The sequence below is a fragment of the Gillisella vitis genome, from assembly GCF_001541345.2.
GTDB lineage: Bacteria > Pseudomonadota > Alphaproteobacteria > Rhizobiales > Rhizobiaceae > Allorhizobium > Allorhizobium vitis.
This window is the reverse complement of sequence record NZ_LMVL02000003.1, coordinates 504451-529695: the sequence shown is the minus strand read 5'-3', so window position 1 is coordinate 529695 and position 25245 is coordinate 504451. Positions and strand designations below refer to the sequence as shown.

25 protein-coding genes and 1 tRNA gene are annotated in these 25245 nt (G+C 57.8%); 17 read left to right on the top strand and 9 right to left on the bottom strand.

Going from position 1 to position 25245, the window contains the following annotated elements:
* Positions 1-108 precede the first annotated feature (108 nt).
* The gene (locus ASB66_RS12650) at positions 109-822 is read left to right on the top strand and encodes an HAD family hydrolase (RefSeq protein ID WP_156545211.1); all 714 of its coding nucleotides are present in this window, start codon (positions 109-111) and stop codon (positions 820-822) included.
* A 66-nt stretch (positions 823-888) separates the two neighbouring features.
* On the opposite strand, the gene ASB66_RS12645 is transcribed toward ASB66_RS12650, so the two are convergent.
* The gene (locus ASB66_RS12645) at positions 889-2733 is read right to left on the bottom strand and encodes a L,D-transpeptidase family protein (protein ID WP_015915904.1); all 1845 of its coding nucleotides are present in this window, start codon (positions 2731-2733) and stop codon (positions 889-891) included.
* Between the two features lie 396 nt (positions 2734-3129).
* Here ASB66_RS12645 and fumC point away from each other — a divergent pair, with 396 nt between their 5' ends.
* Positions 3130-4521 carry a class II fumarate hydratase gene (fumC, locus tag ASB66_RS12640; protein ID WP_060715612.1) on the top strand — a complete coding sequence of 464 codons (1392 nt, stop codon included), beginning with the start codon at positions 3130-3132 and terminating at the stop codon, positions 4519-4521.
* Positions 4522-4657: 136 nt separating this feature from the next.
* Here the strand turns inward: fumC and ASB66_RS12635 are convergent, their stop codons facing one another.
* Positions 4658-5104, bottom strand: coding sequence for a hypothetical protein (locus ASB66_RS12635; RefSeq protein WP_060715613.1), 447 nt, complete (start codon positions 5102-5104; stop codon positions 4658-4660).
* A gap of 187 nt (positions 5105-5291) precedes the next feature.
* Between ASB66_RS12635 and ASB66_RS12630 the strand changes: the two genes are divergently transcribed.
* Together ASB66_RS12630 and ASB66_RS12625 are read left to right on the top strand one after the other, a co-directional pair.
* On the top strand, positions 5292-6896 hold the full coding sequence (locus ASB66_RS12630; protein WP_060715614.1) for a fumarate hydratase: 1605 nt from the start codon (positions 5292-5294) through the stop codon (positions 6894-6896).
* Between the two features lie 183 nt (positions 6897-7079).
* Complete coding sequence (locus ASB66_RS12625; protein WP_060715615.1) at positions 7080-8147, top strand: GGDEF domain-containing protein; 1068 nt, start codon at positions 7080-7082, stop codon at positions 8145-8147.
* Positions 8148-8165: 18 nt separating this feature from the next.
* On the opposite strand, the gene ASB66_RS12620 is transcribed toward ASB66_RS12625, so the two are convergent.
* Entirely contained in the window at positions 8166-8531 is a 366-nt protein-coding gene (locus ASB66_RS12620) for a gamma-butyrobetaine hydroxylase family protein (protein ID WP_060715616.1), read from the bottom strand.
* Positions 8532-8807: 276 nt separating this feature from the next.
* Between ASB66_RS12620 and moaA the strand changes: the two genes are divergently transcribed.
* The 4 genes from moaA to mobB all read left to right on the top strand — a co-directional run bounded on the left by moaA (position 8808) and on the right by mobB (position 11976).
* On the top strand, positions 8808-9809 hold the full coding sequence (gene moaA, locus ASB66_RS12615) for a GTP 3',8-cyclase MoaA (RefSeq protein ID WP_060715996.1): 1002 nt from the start codon (positions 8808-8810) through the stop codon (positions 9807-9809).
* A gap of 102 nt (positions 9810-9911) precedes the next feature.
* Positions 9912-10805: a DMT family transporter gene (locus ASB66_RS12610; RefSeq protein ID WP_060715617.1), complete on the top strand. Its 894-nt coding sequence runs from the start codon at positions 9912-9914 to the stop codon at positions 10803-10805.
* A gap of 15 nt (positions 10806-10820) precedes the next feature.
* Positions 10821-11462, top strand: coding sequence for a molybdenum cofactor guanylyltransferase MobA (gene mobA, locus ASB66_RS12605; RefSeq protein WP_060715618.1), 642 nt, complete (start codon positions 10821-10823; stop codon positions 11460-11462).
* Entirely contained in the window at positions 11449-11976 is a 528-nt protein-coding gene (gene mobB / locus ASB66_RS12600; protein ID WP_060715619.1) for a molybdopterin-guanine dinucleotide biosynthesis protein B, read from the top strand. Before mobA ends, mobB begins: the two co-directional genes overlap by 14 nt.
* Before the next feature lie 47 nt (positions 11977-12023).
* Here mobB and ASB66_RS12595 read toward each other — a convergent pair whose 3' ends face one another.
* The gene (locus ASB66_RS12595) at positions 12024-14573 is read right to left on the bottom strand and encodes an OmpA family protein (RefSeq protein WP_114386582.1); all 2550 of its coding nucleotides are present in this window, start codon (positions 14571-14573) and stop codon (positions 12024-12026) included.
* Between the two features lie 289 nt (positions 14574-14862).
* Between ASB66_RS12595 and ASB66_RS12590 the strand changes: the two genes are divergently transcribed.
* The 7 genes from ASB66_RS12590 to ASB66_RS12560 all read left to right on the top strand — a co-directional run bounded on the left by ASB66_RS12590 (position 14863) and on the right by ASB66_RS12560 (position 20841).
* The gene (locus tag ASB66_RS12590; RefSeq protein ID WP_060715621.1) at positions 14863-15639 is read left to right on the top strand and encodes an ABC transporter substrate-binding protein; all 777 of its coding nucleotides are present in this window, start codon (positions 14863-14865) and stop codon (positions 15637-15639) included.
* A gap of 94 nt (positions 15640-15733) precedes the next feature.
* Complete coding sequence (locus ASB66_RS12585; protein ID WP_060715622.1) at positions 15734-16537, top strand: ABC transporter permease; 804 nt, start codon at positions 15734-15736, stop codon at positions 16535-16537.
* Positions 16534-17364, top strand: a complete 831-nt coding sequence (locus ASB66_RS12580; RefSeq protein WP_060715623.1) for an ABC transporter permease — start codon at positions 16534-16536, stop codon at positions 17362-17364. Before ASB66_RS12585 ends, ASB66_RS12580 begins: the two co-directional genes overlap by 4 nt.
* 234 nt (positions 17365-17598) lie before the next feature.
* The gene (locus ASB66_RS12575; protein WP_041696536.1) at positions 17599-17865 is read left to right on the top strand and encodes an usg protein; all 267 of its coding nucleotides are present in this window, start codon (positions 17599-17601) and stop codon (positions 17863-17865) included.
* 195 nt (positions 17866-18060) lie between these two features.
* Positions 18061-18870 (top strand): class I SAM-dependent methyltransferase, encoded by an 810-nt coding sequence (locus ASB66_RS12570; protein ID WP_060715624.1) that lies wholly within the window; start codon positions 18061-18063, stop codon positions 18868-18870.
* 21 nt (positions 18871-18891) lie between these two features.
* On the top strand, positions 18892-19866 hold the full coding sequence (gene pip, locus ASB66_RS12565) for a prolyl aminopeptidase (RefSeq protein WP_060715625.1): 975 nt from the start codon (positions 18892-18894) through the stop codon (positions 19864-19866).
* Positions 19867-19971: 105 nt separating this feature from the next.
* A complete protein-coding gene (locus ASB66_RS12560; RefSeq protein WP_060715626.1) occupies positions 19972-20841 on the top strand; it encodes an NAD(P)-dependent oxidoreductase in 870 nt (289 codons plus the stop codon).
* 36 nt (positions 20842-20877) lie between these two features.
* On the opposite strand, the gene ASB66_RS12555 is transcribed toward ASB66_RS12560, so the two are convergent.
* From ASB66_RS12555 to ASB66_RS12545, 3 genes are all read right to left on the bottom strand, one after another.
* On the bottom strand, positions 20878-21366 hold the full coding sequence (locus ASB66_RS12555; RefSeq protein WP_015915887.1) for an Lrp/AsnC family transcriptional regulator: 489 nt from the start codon (positions 21364-21366) through the stop codon (positions 20878-20880).
* Between the two features lie 65 nt (positions 21367-21431).
* A complete protein-coding gene (locus ASB66_RS12550) occupies positions 21432-22067 on the bottom strand; it encodes a uracil-DNA glycosylase family protein (RefSeq protein WP_081088837.1) in 636 nt (211 codons plus the stop codon).
* Positions 22064-22588, bottom strand: a complete 525-nt coding sequence (locus ASB66_RS12545) for a thermonuclease family protein (RefSeq protein ID WP_141748794.1) — start codon at positions 22586-22588, stop codon at positions 22064-22066. Before ASB66_RS12545 ends, ASB66_RS12550 begins: the two co-directional genes overlap by 4 nt.
* A 121-nt stretch (positions 22589-22709) precedes the next feature.
* On the opposite strand from ASB66_RS12545, the gene ASB66_RS12540 reads away from it, so the two are divergent.
* Positions 22710-24245: a sensor histidine kinase gene (locus ASB66_RS12540; protein ID WP_060715629.1), complete on the top strand. Its 1536-nt coding sequence runs from the start codon at positions 22710-22712 to the stop codon at positions 24243-24245.
* Positions 24246-24264: 19 nt separating this feature from the next.
* Here ASB66_RS12540 and ASB66_RS12535 read toward each other — a convergent pair whose 3' ends face one another.
* The gene (locus tag ASB66_RS12535; RefSeq protein ID WP_114386580.1) at positions 24265-24576 is read right to left on the bottom strand and encodes a hypothetical protein; all 312 of its coding nucleotides are present in this window, start codon (positions 24574-24576) and stop codon (positions 24265-24267) included.
* A gap of 175 nt (positions 24577-24751) precedes the next feature.
* Here ASB66_RS12535 and ASB66_RS12530 point away from each other — a divergent pair.
* A tRNA-Asn gene (locus tag ASB66_RS12530) sits at positions 24752-24826 on the top strand.
* 82 nt (positions 24827-24908) lie between these two features.
* Here the strand turns inward: ASB66_RS12530 and ASB66_RS12525 are convergent.
* Positions 24909-25181: a hypothetical protein gene (locus ASB66_RS12525; RefSeq protein ID WP_060715630.1), complete on the bottom strand. Its 273-nt coding sequence runs from the start codon at positions 25179-25181 to the stop codon at positions 24909-24911.
* Positions 25182-25245: the final 64 nt, after the last annotated feature.

Below are 25245 nucleotides of genomic sequence, written 5' to 3'. Positions count from 1 at the left end.
CGGGTCGCAAGCCAAACGAAAGCCCCTTTCGACGCCTTCCAATCTTGCATTCCGGCCTGAAAAACCTTAGCCCTGCCCCCCTAAACCCAAGGCTTTAAAGTGCAAACCATGGAAAGTCATCCCGTGTCCCCAGCAATCAACGCCGCCCCCGCCACCATTGTCTTCGACCTGGATGGAACCCTGATCGATACGGCCGAGGACCTCGTGGCAAGCCTCAACCATACCATCGCCGCTGCTGATCTGGCGCCGCTGGAGGCCGATGACCTCAACCATCTGGTCGGACACGGTGCGCGGGTGATGATTGAGCGGGCCTTCAGCCTGCGCGGCAGGCCGATTTCCGAGGATGCGTTCCAGCCCCTGCTTGAACGGTTCATCGACCACTACAAAGAGCATATGCCCGGCAAAAGCCAGCCCTATCCCGGCCTACTGGACGCCCTGGAGCGGCTCGACACGGCAGGCCACAGGCTAGCGGTCTGCACCAACAAGATGGAAGGCCTCGCCCGGCCACTGCTTGACGGCTTGAACCTGACCGACCGGTTCGCAACCATTACCGGCGGCGATACGTTTGAGATGCGCAAGCCCGATGCCGGCCATCTGCTCGGCACCATCGCCAAGGCCGGTGGCGACCCGCGCCGGGCTATCATGGTCGGCGACAGCCGCAACGACATTCTGGTGGCGCGCAATGCCGGTATCCCCTCCATTGCCGTGCCTTTCGGCTATTCGGACGTACCGGTCGCCGACCTTGATCCCGATGTGGTCATTACACATTTCAATGAATTGACCCTGGATCTGGTCGACAGGCTCCTCAACAAGGCCAACTGAAATCCCAAAACACAAAAGGCCCGGATCAACCGGGCCTTTGCTTATTAATGCTTTGTTTCGGGATTGTTAGCTCTGCACGCCGCGCGAGGTCGATGTCACGTCGAAGGCCTTACGGGTCGCTTCATCACGGCCATAGACGTCGTCGTAATAGCGGACCACTCCATCCTTATCCGGCCAGGCGGTGAAATAGGCGACATAAACAGGGAACTTCTGCGGCACTTGCACGGCGCGGTTCTGGCCGGAGGCAATCTGCGCATCAATGTCTTCAACCGTCGTGCCCATCACGGCTGCGGCCATGACACGCGGCTCGGCCAGACGCACACAGCCGTGGCTGAGCGCGCGCATATCGCGTTTGAAGAAGCTTTTCGCCGGTGTGTCATGCATGTAGATGGCATGGGCGTTCGGGAACAGGATCTTCAGATCGCCCAACGCATTGTCGCTGCTTGGCGGCTGGCGTACATCGACGTCGCTGGTGGTGTACCAATCAACCTGCGAGGAGGCCACCTTGCGGCCCTTATAGCTGACTTCATAGCCGAGACGGTCGAGATAGCTCGGGTCCTGGCGCAGTTTGGGCAGCATTTCGTTGACGATGATCGACCGAGGAACGCCCCAGTAAGGGTTGAATTCTACCGTCTGAATCATGTTCTGGAAGAAGAAGGTCTGGTGCTGGGGCGCACCGACCACGACCTTCATGGCAATCTGCTGCTGGCGGTCGTTGAAATAATAGGCCTCGAAAGCCGGTTGGTTGATGAACACATAGCGCGGCCCCAGATCGGCAGGCAACCAGCGCAATTGCTCCATGGCAACCACGAGCTTTTCGATCTTCTCGGCATTGGAATGTCCGACCATGGTGCGGACCGTTGCCTGGCCAATGACGCCATCCGGCTTCAAGCCGCGTTCCTTCTGGTAGCTCTCGACCAGCGCCACCAGTTCCGGTGTGTAATCCGGCGTGCCAGTATAGTCGGTCAGCGTCAGCGCATGCTCGGTCTTCAGCGCGTCGCTGCCATAGGTCTTGATGCCTTCGACAATATTGGCAAGCTCTGGATTGCTGCCGCCGGGCTTCAATACGCCGGTCAGATTGATCTTGACGGGCTTGCTCTGCTGCTGATTGGCCTCTGCCACCAACTTGGCAAGCTCAGCCTTCAGCGCCTGGAACTGCGGGCTGGCCGGATCTCGACCGTGCAGATAGGCGGCAATATCCGGGCTCGAACGCACAAGATCCAGCACCGGATCGAGATTGACGGTCTTGCGCTTGAAATCGTGATAGCCCGAAATGCGGTTCGGATCGAGCCTGCCGCGCACCGTATCCTGAACATAGGTCAGGATCTTGGCCGACAGGTTGAGTTCGAAGGCCATCAACGCCTGGCGGCGGGCGTCCTCGGGCATGGTATCGAGACCATCAGGCACTTTCACCGCATAATCGGCTGGCTCAAGCCCGGCCGTATCCGCCGTTGCCAGGGCGGCAACCGCCGACTTCGCCTTGTCGGTTATGGCGGTATCGCTGGCCCAGATCAGCGCGCCCTTGTTGTTATAATAGTTTTCCACAGCCTGCGCCACGTCGGGCGTGGCTTCGACCTTAACCTGCGACATGGCGAGATGGGCGACGGCCAGGGCATGGTCTTCACCAAAAACCGGGATCGGCATGTCCGGCGCCTTGATGGAGATCGCACGCTTGTTCTCGGCCTTATAGGCATAATAGCGAGGTGCGGCGACCTTCTGGATCGGCTCTGGATCGCGCAATTGGGCCTGGGGAATGATTTCCGCCGGCGCTGGCTGGCGGCGCTCCTCCGACCTGCCGCGCAGCAGATCCATCAGGGTCGTGGCGCTCGCCGTCTGCGGCAGGGCGGCCACAACCGTGGACGTGGTCAGGAGGACTGCAATCAGCGCCCGGTTCAGTGAAGGTTTCTGCAACTGCTTTCCCCATTCAGAAAGGTCAAGGTCGGGATTCGAAGTCGGTCCCCGAATATTAGCCGGTTCCCTAGCCGATTGCATCGGCTTTGGAAAGTTAACCATGCTAAAATGCTTGAAAAGCAGAGGGTCAACTTTAAGTGACCGATCAGCGCGCAGCCATGGTTAACACGACGTCAAGGTTAAGCCGGGAATTGGTTAAAATTCAGTAACCGCAGATCCTTTCTTCCACCAAACTTTGATGACATTACCGCGATTGCACAACCGACCTGGCCTGTAACCGGGATGCTTTGACGCGGGCGCGAAAACATGTATCAAAGCGTCATGTTTTACGGCGACCGTCATCGAGCCGGTCAACCGAGCGATTGCGTATTCAGACCCTTCAGTTGGAGACACATCATGACTGCAACCCGTACCGAAACTGATACATTTGGCCCTATCGAGGTTGCCAGCGATCGATATTGGGGCGCGCAGGCGCAGCGCTCCCTGGGCAATTTCAAGATCGGCTGGGAAAAGCAGCCCCTGCCGGTGGTGCGGGCGCTGGGCATCGTCAAGCAGGCGGCGGCCCGCGCCAATATGGCGCTTGGCGGGCTGGACTCGACTCTCGGTGAAGCAATCATCAAGGCGGCACAGGAGGTGATCGACGGCAAGCTCAACGATCATTTCCCACTGGTGGTGTGGCAGACCGGCTCCGGCACGCAATCCAACATGAACGCCAATGAAGTGATCTCCAACCGGGCGATTGAAATGCTGGGCGGAGTGATGGGTTCGAAAAAGCCTGTTCACCCCAACGACCACGTCAATATGAGCCAGTCGTCCAACGACACCTATCCGACCGCCATGCATATCGCCTCGGCCGAATATGTCGTGCATCATCTCATCCCTGGCTTGAAGCATCTGCATGCGGCACTGGACGCCAAGGCCAAGGCTTTTGAACACATCATCAAGATTGGCCGCACCCATACCCAGGACGCGACGCCGCTGACACTCGGACAGGAGTTTTCCGGCTACGCCGCACAGGTCGCCTCCTCCATCAAGCGGATCGAGCTGACGCTTCCCGGCCTTTATGAGCTGGCGCAAGGCGGCACCGCTGTCGGCACCGGGCTGAACGCCCCCATCGGCTTTGCCGAAAAGGTCGCCGAAGAAATTGCCGCGATCACCGGCCTGCCCTTTGTCACCGCACCCAACAAATTCGAGGCGCTGGCCGCCCATGACGCCATGGTGTTTGCGCATGGAGCGATCAATGCGGCGGCGGCGGCCTGCTTCAAAATCGCCAACGACATCCGCTTCCTCGGCTCCGGCCCACGCGCGGGTCTGGGCGAACTGGCCCTGCCAGAAAACGAACCCGGCTCCTCCATCATGCCCGGCAAGGTCAATCCAACCCAGTCAGAAGCCATGACCCAGGTCTGCGCCCATATCTTCGGCAACAATGCCGCCCTGACCTTTGCAGGCAGCCAGGGCCATTTCGAGCTGAATGTCTATAATCCGATGATGGCCTATAATTTCCTGCAATCGGTGCAACTGCTCGGCGACGCCGCCGTCTCCTTCACCGACAATTGCGTCGTCGGCATTGAGGCCCGCGAGGACAATATCAGGAAGGGCGTCGAAAACTCACTGATGCTGGTGACGGCGCTCAACAGCAAGCTCGGCTACGACGCCTGCGCCAAGATCGCCAAAACCGCTCACAAGAACGGCACGACTTTGCGCGAGGAAACCGTCGGCGGAGGCTATTTGACCAATGAGGAGTTTGATCAGTATGTCCGTCCGGAACTGATGATCGGGCCGAAGTGATCCGTCACCGCCTCCTTTGAATCTAATTAAATCCGTAGGTGCCCTCAGATTTTAACGCCTGAGGGCACTCTATTTCCGGGATAGACCCAGGTTAAGCCGTAAGCTCAATGTTACCGTTGCTATCGAACCGACAGCATTAGTCAGAGCTTGAACCGATCAGGATTGATGCGTTCGACGCCGATAAAAACAGAAATGCAAAATCCCAGAATACTGGATATGCCGGGTGGCCATCCTGCAACTGAAACAAGTCAATTGTCTGTGTTGCATCGATCAGATCACGGACCTGACTTTCCAGTTCATCCATAAGGGCGACCAGATGTTGCGATTTCAATACAAGCGCGTCAGGACCGGAAGCCTCATCACCCCTGAAGAACAAATGTTCCTTCAGGATGGGCCACACCAACGCTTTGTCAATTTTCTTGATGTCGTCGAGCGTTGCCTTAGGACCCAACAACGCTTTTATAATAAGTTGTTTTTCGAGCAGCTCATCCAAAGGCATCTCGAAAAGCCTCAAGAACACGTTGTAATTCAACGCACCATCATTCAAGACGCCGGTAATTTGGTCGAGAAGCCGCTGATCCATTTAACCTCACAAGCCTATCGCCGAGCCGCGTTCGCGCGCCCGCGATAACAGCATAATAAACGAATAGAAAATCTATTTTCTCACGTTAAATGTTGCATCGCACTGTCCACTTTAGAATCATTTGCAAAGCGCTTGTCGCCGAACTAGACCAAATGCCGAAAATCCGTTTGGCAAAAAGGCTCTTTCGATGGCTGACGATCTCTTTCCCTTTGGCGAAGACACCACTCCCTACCGCAAACTGACCGCCGATTACGTCTCGGTCGAAACCTTCAAGGGCCAGGAAATCCTGACCGTTGATCCGGAAGGCCTGCGGCTTCTGGCCGAAACCGCGCTGTCCGACATCAACCACCTGCTGCGCCCCGGCCACCTGAAGCAATTGGCCTCCATTCTCAAGGACCCGGAAGCCACCGACAATGACCGTTTCGTGGCCTATGACCTGTTGAAAAACGCCAATATCGCCGCCGGTGGTGTGCTGCCGATGTGCCAGGATACCGGCACCGCCATCGTCATGGGCAAGAAGGGCCGCCGGGTCTGGACGGATGGCGGCGATTATGAGGCTTTGGCCCATGGCGTGCGCGATGCCTATGAAAAGCGTAATCTGCGCTATTCGCAGCTGGCACCCTTGAAGATGTTCGAGGAAAAGAACACCAAGACCAACCTGCCCGCCCAGATCGACCTCTACGAAGAGGGCGAGGATGCCTATAAATTCCTGTTCATGGCCAAGGGCGGCGGTTCTGCCAACAAGACCTTCTTGTATCAGGGCACACCTTCGCTGCTGACCCATGACCGGATGATCGATTTCCTGAAGGACAAGATCCTGTCGCTCGGCACGGCAGCCTGTCCCCCCTATCATCTGGCAATCGTCATCGGTGGGCTTTCGGCAGAAATGAACCTGAAAACGGTGAAGCTCGCTTCGGCCCGTTACCTCGATGGCCTACCCACCGAAGGCTCCGAAAGCGGCCATGCTTTCCGCGACATCGAGATGGAACAGGAAATTCACAAGCTGACGCAATCGCTCGGCGTCGGCGCCCAGTTCGGCGGCAAATATTTCTGTCATGACGTGCGGGTCATCCGCCTGCCGCGTCATGGCGCCTCGCTGCCGATTGGCCTCGGTGTCTCCTGTTCCGCCGACCGCCAGGCGATGGGCAAGATTACCCGCGACGGGATCTTTATCGAACAGTTGGAAACCGATCCGTCGAAATACATGCCCGACATCGACGAGGCCGCCCTCTCCTCCTCCACGGTCAGCATCGACCTTAATCAGCCAATGAGCGCCATCCTGGCCGAACTGACGAAGCATCCCGTCAAGACCCGGCTGTCGCTGACCGGCACGATCATCGTCGCCCGCGATCTGGCCCATTCCAAGATCCGCGAACGGCTCGAAAACGGCGAAGGCATGCCGGATTACATGAAAAACCACCCGGTCTATTATGCCGGCCCCGCCAAGACGCCGGAAGGCTTTGCCTCCGGTTCCTTCGGGCCAACCACGGCAGGCCGTATGGATAGCTATGTGGACCAGTTCCAGTCGTTTGGCGGCTCGATGGTCATGCTGGCCAAGGGCAATCGCTCACGCGCCGTGCGCGAAGCCTGCAAGACCCATGGCGGCTTCTATCTCGGCTCCATCGGTGGACCAGCCGCCCGACTTGCCCAGGACTGTATCCGCCATGTTGAAGTGCTGGAATATCCGGAACTCGGCATGGAAGCCGTCTGGAAGATCGAGGTCGAAAACTTCCCGGCCTTCATCGTCACTGATGACAAGGGCAACGATTTCTTCCAGGAATTCAACCTCTGATCGTTTAGTCCACGTGCAAAGGCAACAATTTGGCTTTGCACGTGGACGATGATAGTTTACTGTGGATTTTCATAGAATAAATAACAATTTTACAATTACCGGCGTTCTTTACTTATTGCTTTAAATATTTGCTCACCATTCAGTCCTAATCCTGAGTGGGGATTATCGGATGGGGCTAGCAGGATGAACACCGCAACATTGGCGCGATCGCAGGGGCTCGATATCGCAACGCAAATTTCCTTTGCGATGCGCTCTATGGGCATTTCGCCGCTGCCAAGAAATTACGAGCTGTTCTATGAGGCCTATATCGGGTCCAACCCGGTTCTGACCCGCAGGGTCACCGCTCTTGGAAGCCGCGCCACCCAGGATGACCTCGACCGGATTGCCGAGGAATTTTTCGGCCACAATTCCAACCGCATTATCGAAAATGCCCATTCAAGGCTGGTGTCGGAACTGGATAATCTGCTGCGGCTGATGAAGCAGGAGCAAAGCTCGCTGGAGACCTATAACAAGCTGCTGGATGAGACCTGCTCACGCATCAATGCCAAGAGCAGCGGCAGTGTCGATCTGCTGCGCAATGCCATCGCACTCTTGACGCGGGCAACAGACGATACGCTGGCCCATGGCGAAAAGACCGCAGAAAGCTTTACCCAGAAATCCGTTGAAATGGATGCCGTACGGCGCGAACTGGACGAATACAAGCGGATCGCCAATACCGATTCGTTAACCCGGCTTGCCAATCGCCGCGCCTTCGATGAGCGGATGGCCGGTCTGTTCAACTATCCCTCGACACTGACGACAACGTCGCTCATGCTGATCGACATCGACCATTTCAAGAAGATCAACGATACATTCGGCCATCCGGTCGGCGACAAGATCCTGGCGACCGTTGCTGGCGTCATCCGCGCCAATGCACCGCGTGATGCCTTCGTGGCACGGGCGGGTGGCGAGGAATTCGCCATCATCGTCGAGGGCATGCCGGATACCGAAGTGTTCGGGCTGTGCGAACGCATCCGCACCAATCTGGAAAACACCCTGTTTCGCAATTCCCGCACCGGTGTCAATTACGGTCCAGTCACAGTCTCCATCGGTTTTGCCCTGGCCGCCAATTGCCAGGACCCAGGCGAACTCTACAGCCGCAGCGATATCGCCCTTTACTGCGCGAAGAATGCCGGGCGCAATTGCAGCAGGCCGTTTGAGCCCGGCATGCGCAAGGATTTCGCCAAGGGCTGGCTCATCTACAAGGGGTGAGACCTGGTATAAAAGCGCCTAAAGCTTATCGCGCGACAGGCCCTTTGCCTCCATGTCGCGCAGATACTCCCCAAACTTCGTCTCACCGGTTTGCCCAAGCTCGCGCAGATAGGCCCAGGTAAAGATGCCGGTATCATGGCCGTCGTCAAAACCGATCCGCACCGCATAATTGCCGGTCGGAATAAGCTTGGCAATCGTCACATTGCGCTTGCCGGGCACGGTGATCTTCTGGCCCGGCCCATGGCCTTGTACCTCCGCGGACGGTGAAAGCACCCGGAGCATTTCCGCCGCCACACTGACGCTTTCCCCATTATCAAACACCAGCGTCAAAAGCCGCCGATCCGGTGACACCCTGATTTCCTTCGGCCAAACTTCGCTCACCACATTCTCCCTGCATTGTTTTAAAATAGCTCTCGCAAAGCAATATGACGAAACCGCTTCGCACTTTTCGGTCTGATGCTGTATCACCCGATTTAGTCCGATCCAACTTATTCCAGTCGTCCAGCCTGTTGCCTTGCTTGACGGATCGCAATGCGCGCACCAGATTAGTGAGCAATCATGGAGGTTCGCTTGGATTATGCCCCCCGCCTGCACCAGCCGGCGCCAAACTTGCAGGAAAATCAAACCTTGCAGGCCCATACCGGTCTACAGCCAGCGCAGATGCCAGACAAAATGGTCGATCCCTTCGGTCGGGCCGTCACTTATCTGCGGATATCGGTGACGGACCGCTGCGATTTCCGCTGCACCTATTGCATGGCGGAAAACATGACCTTTTTGCCGAAAAAGGACCTGCTGACACTGGAGGAACTGGACCGGCTCTGTAGTGCCTTCATCGCCAAGGGCGTGCGCAAGCTGCGCCTGACCGGTGGCGAACCGCTGGTGCGCAAGAACATCATGTTCCTGGTCCGCAGCCTGTCACGCCACTTGCAAAGCGGCGCGCTCGAGGAACTGACGCTGACCACCAATGGCTCGCAACTCGCGCGCCACGCAGCCGAACTGGCCGACGCGGGCGTGCGCCGCATCAATGTCTCGCTGGATACGCTGGACGCGCAGAAATTCCGCACCATCACCCGCTGGGGAGACTTGGCGCAGGTCATGAAGGGCATCGATGCGGCGCAGGCGGCTGGCATTCACATCAAGATCAATGCGGTCGCTCTGAAAGGTTTCAATGAGGACGAACTTCCGGATCTGATGCGCTTTGCCCATGGCCGGGGCATGGACCTGACGTTGATCGAAACCATGCCAATGGGTGAGATCGACGAAGACCGCACCGATCGCTATTTGCCGCTTTCCGAGGTTCGGCAAGGGTTGGCAGAGCATTTCACCCTCCAGGATCTCAACTATCAGACTGGCGGCCCGGCCCGCTATCTCCGTGTCGAGGAAACCGGTGGCAGGCTGGGTCTGATCACTCCCCTCACCCATAATTTCTGCGAGAGCTGCAACCGCGTTCGCCTGACCTGCACCGGCACACTCTATATGTGTCTCGGTCAGAACGATGCAGCCGATCTTCGGACCGCCTTGCGGTCCAGCGAGGATGACGCACTGCTGTCTGCGGCCATTGATGAGGCGATCCTGCGCAAACCCAAGGGCCATGATTTCATCATCGACCGCACCACCCGTCGCCCTGCCGTATCGCGCCACATGAGCGTCACCGGCGGTTAACAGGCATTTTCAAACCTTTGCATCTATTGGTTTTCTGGATAGAACACCGCATCTAACTCCGGGCAAAGTGGCCGGGTGGACTGTTTGGAAAGCTTTTACTTGATGGTGCTGACCCGAAATATGAAGGGCGCTATGTTCATGGCTGCGGCCATGGCTGGCTTCACCATCAACGACGCCCTGTCGAAATCGCTGACCGAGGTGATGAGCGTTGGGCAGATCATGCTGGTGCGCGGCGCGCTGACCACGCTTCTGGTTTATGGCATTGCCCGTCAGGCCCGCGCCGTGATTTCACCCAAACTGCTCGGCAATCCGCTGATCATGACCCGCGTGCTGTGTGAGATTCTGGCCTCGATCACCTATCTCACGGCACTGTCTGCCATCCCGCTCGCCAATGCCGCCTCCATCCTACAATCGCTACCGCTGGCCGTCACGCTTGGTGCTGCGGTGTTTCTGCGCGAGCCGGTCGGCTGGCGACGCTGGCTTGCCATTATCGCTGGCTTTATCGGGGTGATGATCATCATCCGGCCCGGTCCGGAAGGCTTTACCCTGTCGGCGCTCTACGTGCTGGGCAGCGTGTTTTTCGCCGCCACCCGCGATCTGGTGACCACACGGATCGACAGGGCCACGCCATCCATCGTCATCACCCTGATGACCGCTGCCGGCAACGCGCTGGCGGGGGCGGCGCTCATCCCGTTCCAGGGTGGCTGGCAGCCGCTCTCTCTCCCGTCGTTCGGGGTACTGATCTGTGCCGCCATCTTGATGTTCATTGGCTATCAATGCATCATTCTCGCCATGCGCACCGCCGACATTTCTTTCATCGCGCCCTTCCGCTATTCGGGCCTGCTATGGGCCATCGGCCTTGGCATTCTGGTGTTTCATGAATGGCCGGACCCCTGGATGCTGCTGGGCATGGCCGTTGTGGTCGGATCGGGTCTTTATACGTTCCACCGTGAACGGCTGCGGAAAATCCGCGATGCCAGCGCGCTGGCGGTTTGAAGCAAGAGTTGCGCCATGGGACCCACGGCAACACCAATCGACCTTCCCGGCGTCATTCTGGCTGGTGGACGGTCGCGCCGCATGGGCGCGGATAAGGCAACCACCATGCTGGCAGGCCGTACCCTGCTGGACCATGTGGCCAACCGGCTGTCACCACAGGTCGGCAACCTCGCCGTCAACAGCAACGACACCACCCTCGTCACCCACTTGCCCCGAATCGGCGATTCGATCACCGATTATGCCGGGCCGTTGGCGGGCATTGCCAGCGCCATGGAATTTGCCCGGCAGGTCTCGTCATCCAGCCATGTGCTTATCTCTCCCACTGACACGCCCTTCCTCCCCGCAGATCTGGCGCAGCGTCTACTGTCTGTGACAGCGGATGAAAAAACCGTTGTGCTGGCGCGTTCACTCGGACGCGTTCACCCTGTCGTCGGTCTCTGGCCGGTCGCGTTGAAAGAGGCAATCGAGCATTGGCTGAGTGCGCCCGACAATCGCAAACTCATGCTCTTCATTGAGGATCATGTGCGTGTAGAGGTCGAGTTTCAGGCCCTTGAAACCACGCACGGCCCGCTTGATCCATTTTTCAACGTCAACAGCCCGGATGATCTGGCCCGGGCGGAAATCCATCTCAAGGCCCTGCTCCATGACATCAAATGATCGCGTTCCTCACAGGGTATTCGGCATTTCCGGCTGGAAGAATTCGGGCAAGACAGGGCTAACCGAGCGGTTGGTTGCCGAACTCACAAAGCGCGGCTTCAGGATTTCCACGATCAAACACGCCCATCATGATTTCGATATCGACAAGCCCGGTGCAGACAGCTACCGGCACCGTCAGGCCGGTGCGGCGGAAGTCGCTATCGTCTCCGGCACGCGCTTTGCCATCATGCATGAATTGCGGGGAAGCCCCGAACCAGGCCTCGATGACATTTTGTCTCGGCTATCGCCCTGCGATCTGGTGCTGATCGAAGGCTATAAACGCGAGGCAATCCCGAAAATCGAGGCGCGGCGTCTGGACGCAAGGAACGGCGCACCGCTTGCCCCTGATGATCCGCATATCGTCGCCATTGCCGCCGACCATCAGATCACCGACACAGACCTGCCGGTCTTCGATCTCGATGACACAACGGCAATTGCCGATTTCATCGCCTCAGCGACCGGTCTTAGCAAATAAAAATGCCGCCGGATCGCTCCGGCGGCATGGTTGAGATCCGAGTGTTATCAGCGCGCCGCCTGCACGGGCCGCACCAGCGGCGTGACACGGCGGACGGTGACACGCCGGTTCTGCTGTTCTGGCCCATAGGTCATAACCTTGAGGAACTGCTCGCCATAACCCTGTGTGATCATGTTTTCCGGCGGAATGCCGTAAACCTGGGTAAGGACATTGGCGACCGATTCGGCTCTGCGGTCCGACAGCACCAGGTTCGACTCAGCCGATCCGACGGCATCGGTATGGCCCTCGATCAGGAAGGTTTCGCCCGGATCGTCCTTCAACACCCGCACAATGGCATCTGCGACCTTTTTCAATGTACCAGCCTGGTTCATGGAAATATCGGCGCTTCCCGTGGCAAACGTCACGGTATCGAGGTCGATCCGGCGCATCTTGTCACGGATACGGGCGGAATTGCGAACCTCGTCAATCGTATAGACACGCTCGACGGGTTCTACCGGCGGCTGCTCTATGAACTTGTAATAATCGCGGTCGGGCGAACTGCCGACATCGATAATATAGTCATTGAGTGGCACACGCAGGCGCATAGGCGCCAGGTCAGCACCCGGATCGCGGTAGGCAACGCGCCGGTCGTCGTCGGCACTATAGAGTTCCGGCGAATAGAACAGCACATATTCCTGGCCACTGGCATCGATGCGCGACCGCTGGATCAACTGGCCATAACGATTGCGAAGGCTGACGATCCGATCGCCGTTTTCTTTGAAGACGGTGATGCGGACACGCTGATGATCCACCTGCTCATAGACCGGCGGGCGGCCATATTGGGCAAAGCGGCGGTTATCGTCGCTACGGATGACGATCTGGCCACCGTAATCCATCACCTCGCGGTCATCGTCAAAGCTGCGCTCGACGCGGACATCGTCAGGATAGACAAATTGCGGCTGATCGCGCAGACGGCGACCCTGATATTGATCGATGGATTCGATGCGGATATCGGGGCGCGGACGGTTGCCGTAATAGTCCTGCTGAGCCTGGGCATCACTTTCGGGAATGGCATAACGATCCTGATCACCGGCCTGCTGACGCAGACGGCGCAACTGGTCTTCGGACATGCCGCGACGCCAATTATTATCCTTGTCGCTATCGAGCACGGGCGCACCGCGATCCACTGGCAGGATGATGGTTTCATCGGTCTGCGACGGCTTGTCGGCCAAAGCCCGCAACCTCTGCAATTCCTTCGGCGAAAATGGCGCTTGTTCCTGCGGCGGCAATTGCGGGCGCAATTGCTGATCGCTCACGGCATCGCCCGGCGCGCCCGGACGACCGGGCTGACCCGGCTGGCCGTTTTGTCCAGCTTGACCTCCCTGACCAGGAGCTCCGCCTTTTCCTCCCTGACCGGGAAGACCGCCCTGCTCGCGAGACTGCGTGGCGTTCATCGGCGGCAACAGGGCCGGGCGAGGCTTGCCCGCTTCGTCATTACCGGGACCGGGCGGTGGTGGCATGGGAGCATCGGCGCGTGGCGCGGCAGGCGCACCAGGCTGAACGGGTGGCTGCGGCGCCTTCGGTGCACCCGGCGCCTCGACAGGCGGCTTCGGCCCACCCGGCAGCGGCGGTTCGGCCACTGGAGGTGCAGGGGGCTTACCTGATGGGTTGCCAGCCGGGGGCTCTGCGGGGGCGTTAGGCGCAGCCGGCTTTACCTGAGGTTCTGGCGCCGTTTTGGATTCGGGCTTGGCTTGCGGTTCCGGTTCGGCTGGCCGCGGAGCTTGCGGCTTTTGCGGTTGGCCTACAGGTGCCTGACCGTCCGCTTGCGGATTTGGACGCTTCTGACCTTCCGGGGTTTTTCCAGCCGGATCTTGTTCAGCCGGATTTTGAGCAGCAGGGTTCGCAACAGGCTTTTTGCCAGCCGGTCTCTGGTCTTCCGGTTTCACGGGCTGCGCTTCGCCCTTGGGCGTACCGGGCTGCGGCGTACCAGGCTGAGGTACGATGCTACGATCACCGACGGGCGGTGTCTGTGCGCCTTTCGGCTCACCGGCGGGAGGCATAGGCGACTGAGCTTCACTCTTCTTCGGCTTCACCGGTTTTTCTTGCGGTTCAGCTGGAGGCTCGGCCATTTTCGGCGGCGGTGCAGCCTTTTGTGGCTCTACTGCCGGCTCCATCGGCTTTTCATGTTTTTTCGGCGGTGGCGGCTCGGCGGAAGGGGCCTCCATTCCGGCGGGAGGCTTTGGCCTGGTCTGTTGAGCAGGTGCTTCTTCCCGGGCAGGCGGGGCGGCCTCATTACGGGCTGGTGGCGCTTCCGGTCGCTTCTCTTCCCTGGGCGGCTTTGCTGCCTCCGGCGGACGCTCCTCGCCAGGCTTGCCCTCTTCCGGCGGCCCCTTCTTTTTTTGTTTCGGCAATTCTTCCGGCGGCGGCTCGGCCTGGGCCATCAGCACGATGCCGTGACCGTCAAGTGTCGTGCCAGCCGACATAGCGCGCATCCGCCCGGCAATATCCTGGCTTGGTGCGAGATTGTCGGAAGTATAAGAAGCGGCAAAGGATGGTGCGGCAACGAGATTTGCAAGTGCAATCAGCACCGATGCCGTTATCCTGGATTGTACTGCCATGGGTTTTCCTCGCAGTTGAAGCATTTTGCCTCGTTGTTCTTGAATTTTATTCTTTAACGACGTGCTTTTACACGCCGGATTCTAGGCAGGAAGATGGCTGGGTTGGAATGAACGAAGGGTGAATGACATGTTCACAGCATGAGGCGGGGGCTGACAAGCATTAGCAGTTGCAATTTCCGCAAAAACGGAAAAACTGGCGAAACGTTCCGGCGAAAATTCAAAGAAATTGCCGGCGCCTGCGCCAGGGGGACCTTCCCATACCCTCCTGGCAACCAACAGAGAGGATCTCATGCGTATCTCGACCCGTTTTCTGGCCGCCGCCTCCCTTACTGCCCTGTCATTGTTTGCCGGTGGCGCCATGGCTGAAGAAAAGCTCGTTATCGGCACGGAAGGCGCCTACCCGCCTTTCAATAGCCTGGAAGCCGATGGTTCGCTGACAGGCTTCGACATCGATATCGCCAAGGCGCTTTGCGAAGAAATGAAGGTGACCTGCACCTTCAAGACCAATGATTGGGACGGTATCATCCCGGCCTTGCAGGCGAAGAAATTCGACGCCATCGTCGCGTCGATGTCGATCACGCCAGAGCGTCTGGAAAAGGTGGATTTCTCCAAGAAATATTACAACACTCCTCCAGCCATCGCCTTGCCGAAGGATTCGCCAGCCAAAAGCGTCGAAGACCTGAAGGGCAAGACCATCGGCGCGCAAAGCTCCACCTCCCATGCCAACTATGCTGAAAAGCACATGGCCGGTTCGCAGCTGAAGCTTTACCCCACAGCCGACGAATACAAGCTGGACATCACCAACGGCCGCATCGATGCAGTCATCGACGACGTCGTGGTGCTGACGCAGTGGGTGAAAAGCGATGCGGGCGCCTGCTGCAAGATCCTGACACCACTGCCGATCGATCCTGTGATCAACGGCGAGGGTGCAGGCATTGCTGTACGCAAGGGCGAGACCGCTCTGGCCGACCGCTTCACCAAGGCCATTGCCGCCATTCGCGCCAATGGCACCTACCAGAAGATCAATGCCAAATATTTCGATTTTGACGTTTACGGCGACAAATAAATCGGTTTAAGACGGCGTGATCCGGGTCTACCCGGATCACGCACAACAGACAAAGCAAAAACAAGCGGCAAAGACCGTAAGGGGAATTGGCTAAATGGGCGGACTCGCTTCCGCGCTCGACGCCCTTTGGGCGCTCGTTTCGCAGATTTTCGATCCCTTTTGCGGCAGCGCCGGGATCTTCACCTGGTTTGCATCAGGGACACTTCTGGCCTGCGGCGACGCGGGCTGGGGCGATGAAATCGGTTTCGGCTTCAAGGTCACCGTCACGTTGGCTGCGGCAACCCTGCCCTTCGGATTGATAATCGGCTTCCTGATTGCTCTTGCCACCCAAAGCAGCGAACGCATGCTGCGCCAGGCAGCCGCAATCTATACGACAATCTTTCGCGGCCTTCCTGAACTCCTGACGCTATTCATTGTCTATTATGGCTCGCAAATCCTGATTCAGGCCGTCCTCGCCTCCATGGGGTTTGAGGAACGGATTGAAATCAACGCCTTTTTCGCCGGAATGATCGCGCTGGCTCTGGTGTTTTCGTCCTATTGCGCCGAGGTGCTACAATCGGCCTTCCGGGCCATTCCCTCCGGCCAGTATGAAGCAGGCTTTGCCATCGGCCTGTCGCGCACCAAGACAATGCTGCTGGTGATCGTGCCGCAATTGATCCGCATTGCCCTGCCCGGCATCGTCAATCTGTGGATGAACCTTTTGAAGGATACCGCGCTGGTGTCTGTTATCGGCCTTTCCGACATTATCCGCCAGACAGGTATTGCCGCCCGCGTCACCAAGGAAGCCTTCCTGTTTTATACGATTGCCTGTGCGCTTTATCTGGTGCTGGCAATCCTCTCCTCCATCGCCGTCGGCTATATCGAAAACTGGACGAAACAGTCGGGGGCGAACCGATGAGCCACAGTCTTGAACTGATTCCGCCGCGCCCTGCTCCGCCAAGACATGAGCATCGAGTCACCCCCGGCAGGGTATTGGGCGGTTCCTTGCTGCTGGTCTGGGCTTTGCTCGGCCTTGGCCTGCTGGCGATGATGATCGGCAACTGGGACCAAGACAAATTCGTCAAATACGGTCCGCGTTTTCTCTCTGGCCTTGGGACGACGCTCAGCATCGTCGTCATCTCGATTGCCGCAGGCGCAGTCCTCTCTATCCCAATCGCCTTTGGCCGGATGTCGAACAACCCTCTGGCCAAGGCCGTGACCTATGCCTATGTCTATGTCTTTCGCGGTACGCCGCTGCTGGCGCAGGTGTTTCTGGTCTATTACGGCCTGGGTGGGTTCCGGACGGAATTCGAGGCTGTCGGTCTCTGGTGGTTCTTCCGCGATGCCTGGTATTGCGGGTTGCTGGCACTGTCGCTGAACACGGCCGCCTATCAGGCAGAGATCCTGCGGGGCGCGATCCGCAGCGTTGGACGCGGCCAGCATGAAGGTGCTGCTTCGCTGGGTTTGCCGCGCACCGTCACCTTCTGGAAAGTCATCCTGCCGCAGGCGCTGATCGTCGCGCTCCGGCCTTACGGCAATGAAATTATCCTGATGGTCAAGGGTTCGGCCATTCTGTCGATCATCACCGTTCTCGATATGATGGGCGAGACCCGCTACGCCTTTTCGCGCACCTTCGACTACCAGACCTATCTCTGGGCGGCGATCTTCTACCTCGCAATTGTCGAGATCCTGCGCCATGGCTGGGCCGCCATCGAAAGACGATTGACGCGCCATCTCAAGCGCTGACAAAACCTGGCAGCACTCAAGGCAACATGCTGCTAACTATATGATTTTTATCTTAGAATGTCATTTATGACAGTTTTGTTAAGCCTCGATTAAGCCTCGCATGGAACCATCTTCCTATCGGACGAACCGATGCGCGACGGACAGGTCGCCCCTGTGCCGCCGGGATCAGAATGGGAACGAAACGAGGTTGCCATGAACACTGACATCAGGAATGACGACACACCTAAATCTGGCATGACTTCCGATATGGAAATGATGCTGAAAGGCTATGGCATGACCACAGCGCAAATTTTATACCGCATGCCCGATCACCAAAACCTGCTGCAAACCTTCATCTGGCAGAATTACGATCTGGCCCCGGATTTTCCGGAAATGCGCGGCTTTCTGAAATTCTGGCAGGAAAAGCTGGACGGGCCGCTGCATTCGGTGCGCTATGTGCATCGCAAACTGATTGCCGCCAACGAATGGCGGGCGCTGAAAGGTGAATTCATCCTGCATTGAAACAGGCTGATTGATAGCAGACTGGCGATGTTGCCAAACGCGCCATGAGCCGGTAGACCCTCACGCCAATCGCCTGTTCATAAGCCTTGCCATTGACTTTCAATGCCGGGCCGAGATCATGCGGTTGGATTGAAATCTACGCCAGAGCCTGATGCGCCGGTCCGGTGCGCGGCGGCGTGATGTGAGGGCGACGCAATGGCGAAAATCGATGAAGAGAAGCTGTCCGAGGCTTATAACCGGGCCTTGGCGCTTGAAAAGGCTGGCGATATCGACGCTGCGGTAAAAGCCTATCATGAGGTTCTGGAAATCGACCCGGAAGACCATGGCGGGGCTGCCGTGCGTCTTGCCTCGCTTGGCCGTGGTGAAACGCCGCCGCGTGCCTCCGATGCCTATGTGGAAACGCTGTTTGACCAGCATGCCGAGGATTTCGAAGATATTCTCGTTGATCAGCTCGGTTACGCCGTGCCGGTCATCGTGCGCCAGCGCTTGCAGGAATTGAAGCTCGGCCCGTTCAAGCGCCTGCTGGATCTCGGCTGCGGCACCGGGCTGACCGGCGGCACCCTGCGTGACATGGTAGACGATATCACCGGCATCGACCTTTCGGAAAACATGGTCGAGATCGCTCATGAGAAAGACCTTTACGACACGCTTTACGTTGCCGAAGTCGAGGATTTCCTTGAGGACAATGACGAGGACCTGTTCGACCTGATCACCGCCACCGATGTCCTGCCCTATCTTGGCGCGCTCGAGCCGCTGTTTTTCGGCGTATCCGAAAATCTGATGCTGGGCGGCTATTTCATCTTCTCTTCGGAAACGATGGGCGAGGATGTGCCCTACAAGGTCGGCCCGCATCAGCGCTTCGTCCATGCGCAGACCTATATCCGCGAGCGGTTGGCCGCCACCGGCTTCGAGGTCATCGAAGTCACCGATATCAATGTGCGGATGCAAGATGGTGAGCCTTCGCCCGGCCATCTGGTGATCGCGCAATTGAAAACCTTGAACTGACCTAAAAGCCGCGAGGGCGAGATGACAGGACCAGAGCTTCATCCGCCCTTGCCGCCCTACCGAACCGGTCACCTGCCGGTCACGGACGGCCACCGGATCTATTTCGAATGCAGCGGCAACCGTAAGGGTATCCCGGCCCTCGTTCTGCATGGCGGCCCCGGCTCCGGGCTCTCTGAAACCACGCGCAGGTTCTTCGACCCCGTGCACTATCACATCGTCCAATTCGACCAGCGCCATTGCGGCCGCAGTCTCCCCTTTGCGGGCGACCCTGTGGTTGATCTCAGCACGAACACGCTGCCGCATCTGCTTGAGGATATCGAAGCGCTGCGCCTCCATCTCGGCATTGAGCACTGGCTGGTCATGGGCGGGTCATGGGGGTCGACGCTGGCGCTCGCCTATGCCCAAGCGCACCGGGAGCAGGTTCTCGGCCTGCTGCTCACCATGGTCGTCACGACAAGTGCTGCCGAAATCGAATGGATCACGCGCGGCGTCGGACAATTTTTTCCCGCAGACCATGCGCGCTTTCTCGACCATCTTCCAAGAGATCAGCGAGATGGCGATCTCACTACCGCCTATCACAGGCTGCTGATCAATCCTGACAAACAGATTCATGACAAGGCCGCAAGTGCCTGGTGCGCATGGGAATCTGCCACTCTCTCCGTAAAGCCGGGCTATGTCCCACATGTCAGGTGGTCGGACGCCCGATTTCGGCTGTGCTTTTCCCGGCTCGTCACCCACTACTGGTCGCATCGCGCCTGGCTGGCCGATGGAGAAATCCTTCGGCGTATCAAACTATTAGAGGGTCTTCCTGCCATATTGATTCATGGCCGCCTCGATTTTGGCAGCCCGCTCAAGACCGCCTATGACCTGCACCTTGCATGGCTTGGCAGTCGGTTGATTATCGTCGAGGATGGCGAACATAATATCAGTGCGCCAGGCATGGCGGCCAGCGTCATCGGGTCGCTTCAACAGCTTGCCCACGAATTGAAACATTGAGCCGGCACCATCCCCATCAAGGCAGCTTGACCCAAAAATAACTTTTCCTGCGTTGCGGGCTGCGATACCTCTGGCGGCACGCAATAAGCAAAGGAGACTTAAGACATGGCCAAGGTGGCATTCATCGGATTGGGCGTCATGGGTTATCCCATGGCCGGACACCTGAAAGCGAAGGGCGGCCATGATGTGACAGTCTATAACCGCACCACGGCTAAGGCCGAAAGCTGGGTAGCCCAGCATGGCGGGGCGCTTGGCCTGACGCCGGCAGAGGCGGCGAAGGATGCCGATTTCGTCTTCACCTGCGTTGGTAATGACGATGACCTGCGTGCCGTCACCATTGGCACCGATGGTGTTTTCGTGGGCATGAAACCCGGTGCGATATTGATCGACAACACCACGGCCTCAGCGGATGTGGCCCGGGAACTTTATGAGGCTGCAAAAGCCAACGGCTTTGGGTTCATCGATGCGCCGGTGTCCGGCGGTCAGGCTGGAGCGGAAAATGGTGTGCTGACGGTGATGTGCGGTGGAGACGAGCCGGTGTTCGAACAGGCCCGCCCGGTAATCGAAGCCTATGCGCGGATGATTGGCCTGATGGGGCCAGCGGGTTCTGGCCAGTTAACCAAGATGATCAACCAGATCTGCATTGCCGGTATCGTTCAGGGCTTGGCGGAAGGCGTGCATTTCGGCAAGCGGGCCGGTCTCGATATCGAAAAGGTCATAGAGGTGATTTCCAAAGGCGCTGCCGGTTCCTGGCAGATGGAAAACCGCCACAAGACCATGGCCGTCGGCAAATATGATTTCGGCTTTGCCGTCGACTGGATGCGCAAGGATCTCGGCATCGTGCTGAACGAAGCCAAGACCAATGGCGCCACCTTGCCGCTTACAGCCCTGGTCGATCAGTTCTACGGCGATGTGCAAAAGCTTGGCGGCAATCGCTGGGATACGTCATCCCTGCTGGCCCGGCTGGAAAAGTGATGAGATTGGGGAGTCTGTTATCAGGCTCCCCAGCCATTATTCCTCACCCGATTTGTTATTATCGAGCATCATATAATCGAGCGGCAATTCGGTCGTGTATTTAATCTGCTCCATGGCGAAGGCCGAGGATACGTCGCGGATCTCGATCTTGGCGATCAGCCGCTTGTAGAAGGCATCATAGGCACCGATGTCAGGAACCACGACCCGCAGCAGATAATCCACATCGCCGCTCATGCGATAGAATTCCACCACTTCGGGAAATTCCGCCACCACTTCGGAAAACCGCTTCAACCATTCAATCGAATGGGTATTGGTGCGCACCGAAACGAAGACCGTCACCTTGGTATTGACCTTGACCGGATCGAGCAGCGCCACGCGGCGCTTGATCACGCCATCCTCTTCCATCTTCTGGATACGCCGCCAGCAGGGCGTGGTGGAAAGACCGACCTTCTTGGCGAGGTCGGCAACGGCAAGAGTGGAATCCTCCTGCAAAATACGCAGAATTTTACGGTCCAGACGATCCATGAGCGACACCATTGAAATTTTTTTCCGGTATAGCGCAATTTGTAGCAAACGAAAGCAAAATGCTTTCACCGCAAACAGTGATCCACTTGCTTTTTCAAGACAGGTAGCAATTCTGCCTCAAACCACGGATTGCGACGCAGCCAACCACTGTTTCGCCAACTGGGATGAGGCAGCGGCAAAATCTTCGGCCCGGGCCGGTTGGTAAAAAAAGACTCGCGCCAGCTCACCACCGTGGCATGCAAGGTTGGTTTTCGCAGGTCGCCCAAGTGCCAGCGTTGCGCATATTGGCCGATAGCAAGCACCAGCTCCACCTGGGGCATAACCGCCATGGCCGCTTCCCGCCACTGTGGGGCGCATTCGCGCCGAGGGGGCAGGTCGTGGCCGCTGGCGTCGTATCCCGGAAAGCAGAAGCCCATCGGCAGGATGGCAAAGTTGCGGCTATCGTAAAACGCCTCCCTGTCCACACCCAACCATTGCCGCAGCCGATCGCCGGAGGCATCGTTGAAAGGCAGTCCGGTTTCATGCACCCGAATGCCCGGCGCCTGTCCAGCAATCAGAATGCGGGCGGAGGACGACAGAACGACGACGGGCCTGGGTTCATGCGGCAGCGCTGTTACCTGTGTCGGACAATCCCGGCAGATCCGGCAGGCGTGAATGGCCGCGAGCAGTCCGTCGAGGTCAACAGGCACGCTCACGGTCAATTTTCGTCCTGCCTGCGAATGATATCATTGCGAGGATGCAGCTTTCGCCATTCTTCCGGCCGGTCGAACGTGCCTGCCCAAAGCCCGGCTTTATCGGCCTGGGCCTGCTTTTCCTCATTCTCATAGCCGCCCGCATTCAGAACGAGACCGGAGCGAACCATGTCGGCTCCAACATCGCGACCCATGACAGTGCAGGTTACCAGAATACGGTCGTTTTCAATGCGGTCCCTTCCCTGACAGAGAACACCGGCCTGAGCCATGCGCTGGGCCAGACCGAATCGGGCCTGCGCACCGCAAAGCTGGACAACACCATCCTCGCCCCGGCACCGCTGACCAATTTCGGGTGAATCCAGGCCTTTGAGTTGCAGACGTTGACCATTGGTCACCAATGTTTCACCATCGGCAATTACGAAAGGGCCATCGAAAGACGGTATTTTACGGGGCCAGAAGGCAGCGACAAGCATCGTGCCGATGATCAGGCAGACGAAGGCGGCAGCAATGATCCGATGCATGCGTGTCACAATCTGGCCCTTTTCAATAACAGCCGGTATCCGAGAATGGCAAATAAAACCTTTCCAGAAAGTAACTCTTAAGACTTCATGGCTAGTCTGAGACGGACCGCGGAAAAAATGCAACCACATCATGGGTAACGGCGTTTCAAACTCTACTGACAAGAATATTGTCGACCTATCGCGTAGCCACCGCAACAAGGCGACGGCAAAAGCCTTGCGCATGACCAGAGAACGTCTGCATTCCACCCACGGCGGCACACCGGCTTTCGAAAAAGACCTGCTGTCCATGCATACCCAGGCCAGCCTGCATGGCGCGGCCGTCACACCCTTCATCACGATATTGACCGCCGGCCTGACGGCCTACCTGTCGGGAAGCCCGATCTATATCCTCTGGGCGCTGCTAACACTGAGCATTCACGCCCTGAACATTTTGCTCATCCGCAAGGCTGCCAAGCGCATTCCGGTCTCCCATCATCAGGAACATTGGCGCCATGTTCTGCTGGCCGGGCATCTGGCCATGGGCTGCTGCTGGGCCGCCTTTACCTTCCAGACCTGCGCGGCATGCGGCCCGACAAGCGACCTGCTGCTGAAAGGCTCCGTGCTGCTGGTAGTGCTCTGCACTACGGCCATGACCAATATTCTGCTGCGTCAGGCCGTGCTCTATGCGTTTACGCCACCGATCATCGCGCTGTCCGCCCAGGCGTTTTTCTCGCAGCGCGTCGAAGACGCGACGCTGGCCCTGGCCTTTACCGTCTCCGTGCTGTTCTTCATCTATATCACCGGCAGGCTCTATGTCTCCAACCTCAAGCTGATATCGTTCCAGAGCGAGAAGGACGACTTGATCGCCGAGCTGGAAGTGGCCAAATCCATGTCGGACGAAGCGCGTCGTCGGGCGGAAGAAGCCAATATGGCGAAATCGCGCTTTCTTGCCTCTATGTCGCATGAGTTGCGCACACCACTGAATGCCATCCTAGGCTTTTCCGAGGTCATGGCTCAGGAAGTGCTGGGGCCGCTCAACAATCCGCTTTACCGGGAATATTCCGGCGATATTCACAGGTCCGGCCAGCACCTGCTCAATCTGATCAACGAAATCCTCGACCTGTCCCGAATCGAGGCTGGCAAATACGATCTTTCGGAAGAATCGATCTCGTTGCTTGAAGTCGCCGAGGACTGCGTCGGCATGGTGCAATTGCGCGCCAAAGCCAAGGATATCAAGATATCCCAGCAATATGAGATCAACCTGCCCGCCCTTTGGGCCGATGAAAAGGCGCTCCGGCAAGTGGTGCTAAACCTCTTGTCGAATGCGGTGAAATTCACACCGCCGGGCGGAGAAATCCTCGTCAAGGTCGGCTGGACCGTCGGCGGCGGACAATATGTCTCCATCAAGGACAATGGCCCCGGCATTGCCGAAGAGGAAATCCCCGTGGTGCTCTCGGCCTTCGGGCAGGGCTCCATCGCCATCAAGAGCGCCGAACAGGGGACGGGCCTCGGCCTTCCCATCGTCCAGGCCATCCTCGCCAAGCATGGCGGCGAATTCAAGCTGAAATCAAAGCTGCGCGAAGGGACGGAAGTGATTGCCATCCTGCCCGCCAAGCGCGTCCTGCAAACGATTCCCGCCGTACAGGGCACCCAGGCCGTGGAACCAAAGCGGCGTTATTTCGCCTGAACAAACGAGTTTTGAACCTTCACCGCTGCATATGGGGCCGCCGTTTGCGCCCCAGCTTCCAACCATTTTTTTGAGCCCTGGCAAATTTCAGCCCGGCCCTGCGGCGAAACCGCCGAACCGGCGCCACGTCATGGGACAAGACCAAGACGCCAAGCGGCACCATCCAGAAGCCAAGCACAGGCAGAAAGCCCAGGCAGCCGCCAACCACCAGAAGACTGCCAACCGTAATCCGCCCGCCGCGAGACTGCGGGATCGGCAGGTTGAAACGCCCCAGATGCAGGCGTCCATTTTCGGTATCCATATGATAGGTCTTGGTTTTCTTTTCCGTCACGGTCGTCCTTCAAGGCCGATTGAGGCCAGTTTTCCCACAGACATCAGATGGGAAAGAGGGGAAAACAAAACAAGAGGCACTTTTTTTTCAAAAAGGGACTTGGCAAACCATCAAAGCCTGAGTAGAAGCCCACTCACACCAACGGACGCGGTTCACACCGCTTCAAACGGTACATTCCCTGGTAGCTCAGCGGTAGAGCATTCGACTGTTAATCGACAGGTCGCCGGTTCGAATCCGGCCCGGGGAGCCATATTCCAGCTGAATAGCTGACATTATAAAGCCGGATCATTTCTGATCCGGCTTTTTTTCTATCCCAATTCAAGCTGATTGGCTTAACGGCAAACCGTAGTGGTCTTGTAGACCCAACGACCGTGATGACGGAACTTGACCTTCTTGGTCCGGCAGTTATCGCGGTAGGCGTGATGACGCCGCTCGAAATTGCGATGATGCGGACGATGAGGACGGTATTCGTCACGGCCATACTGGCGATCAGGATGATAACCGCGATCATACACCATAACCCTCACATCATCGGCCAGAGACGGTGCCGCCGTTGCTGTGATGCTTCCCAGACCGATCAGACATGCGACCAAAAATTTCTTCATCTTCTATCTCCTGATGCGTTTCACTGGAAACGATGACTGGAGATTAAGAGAACCAAGATGAACG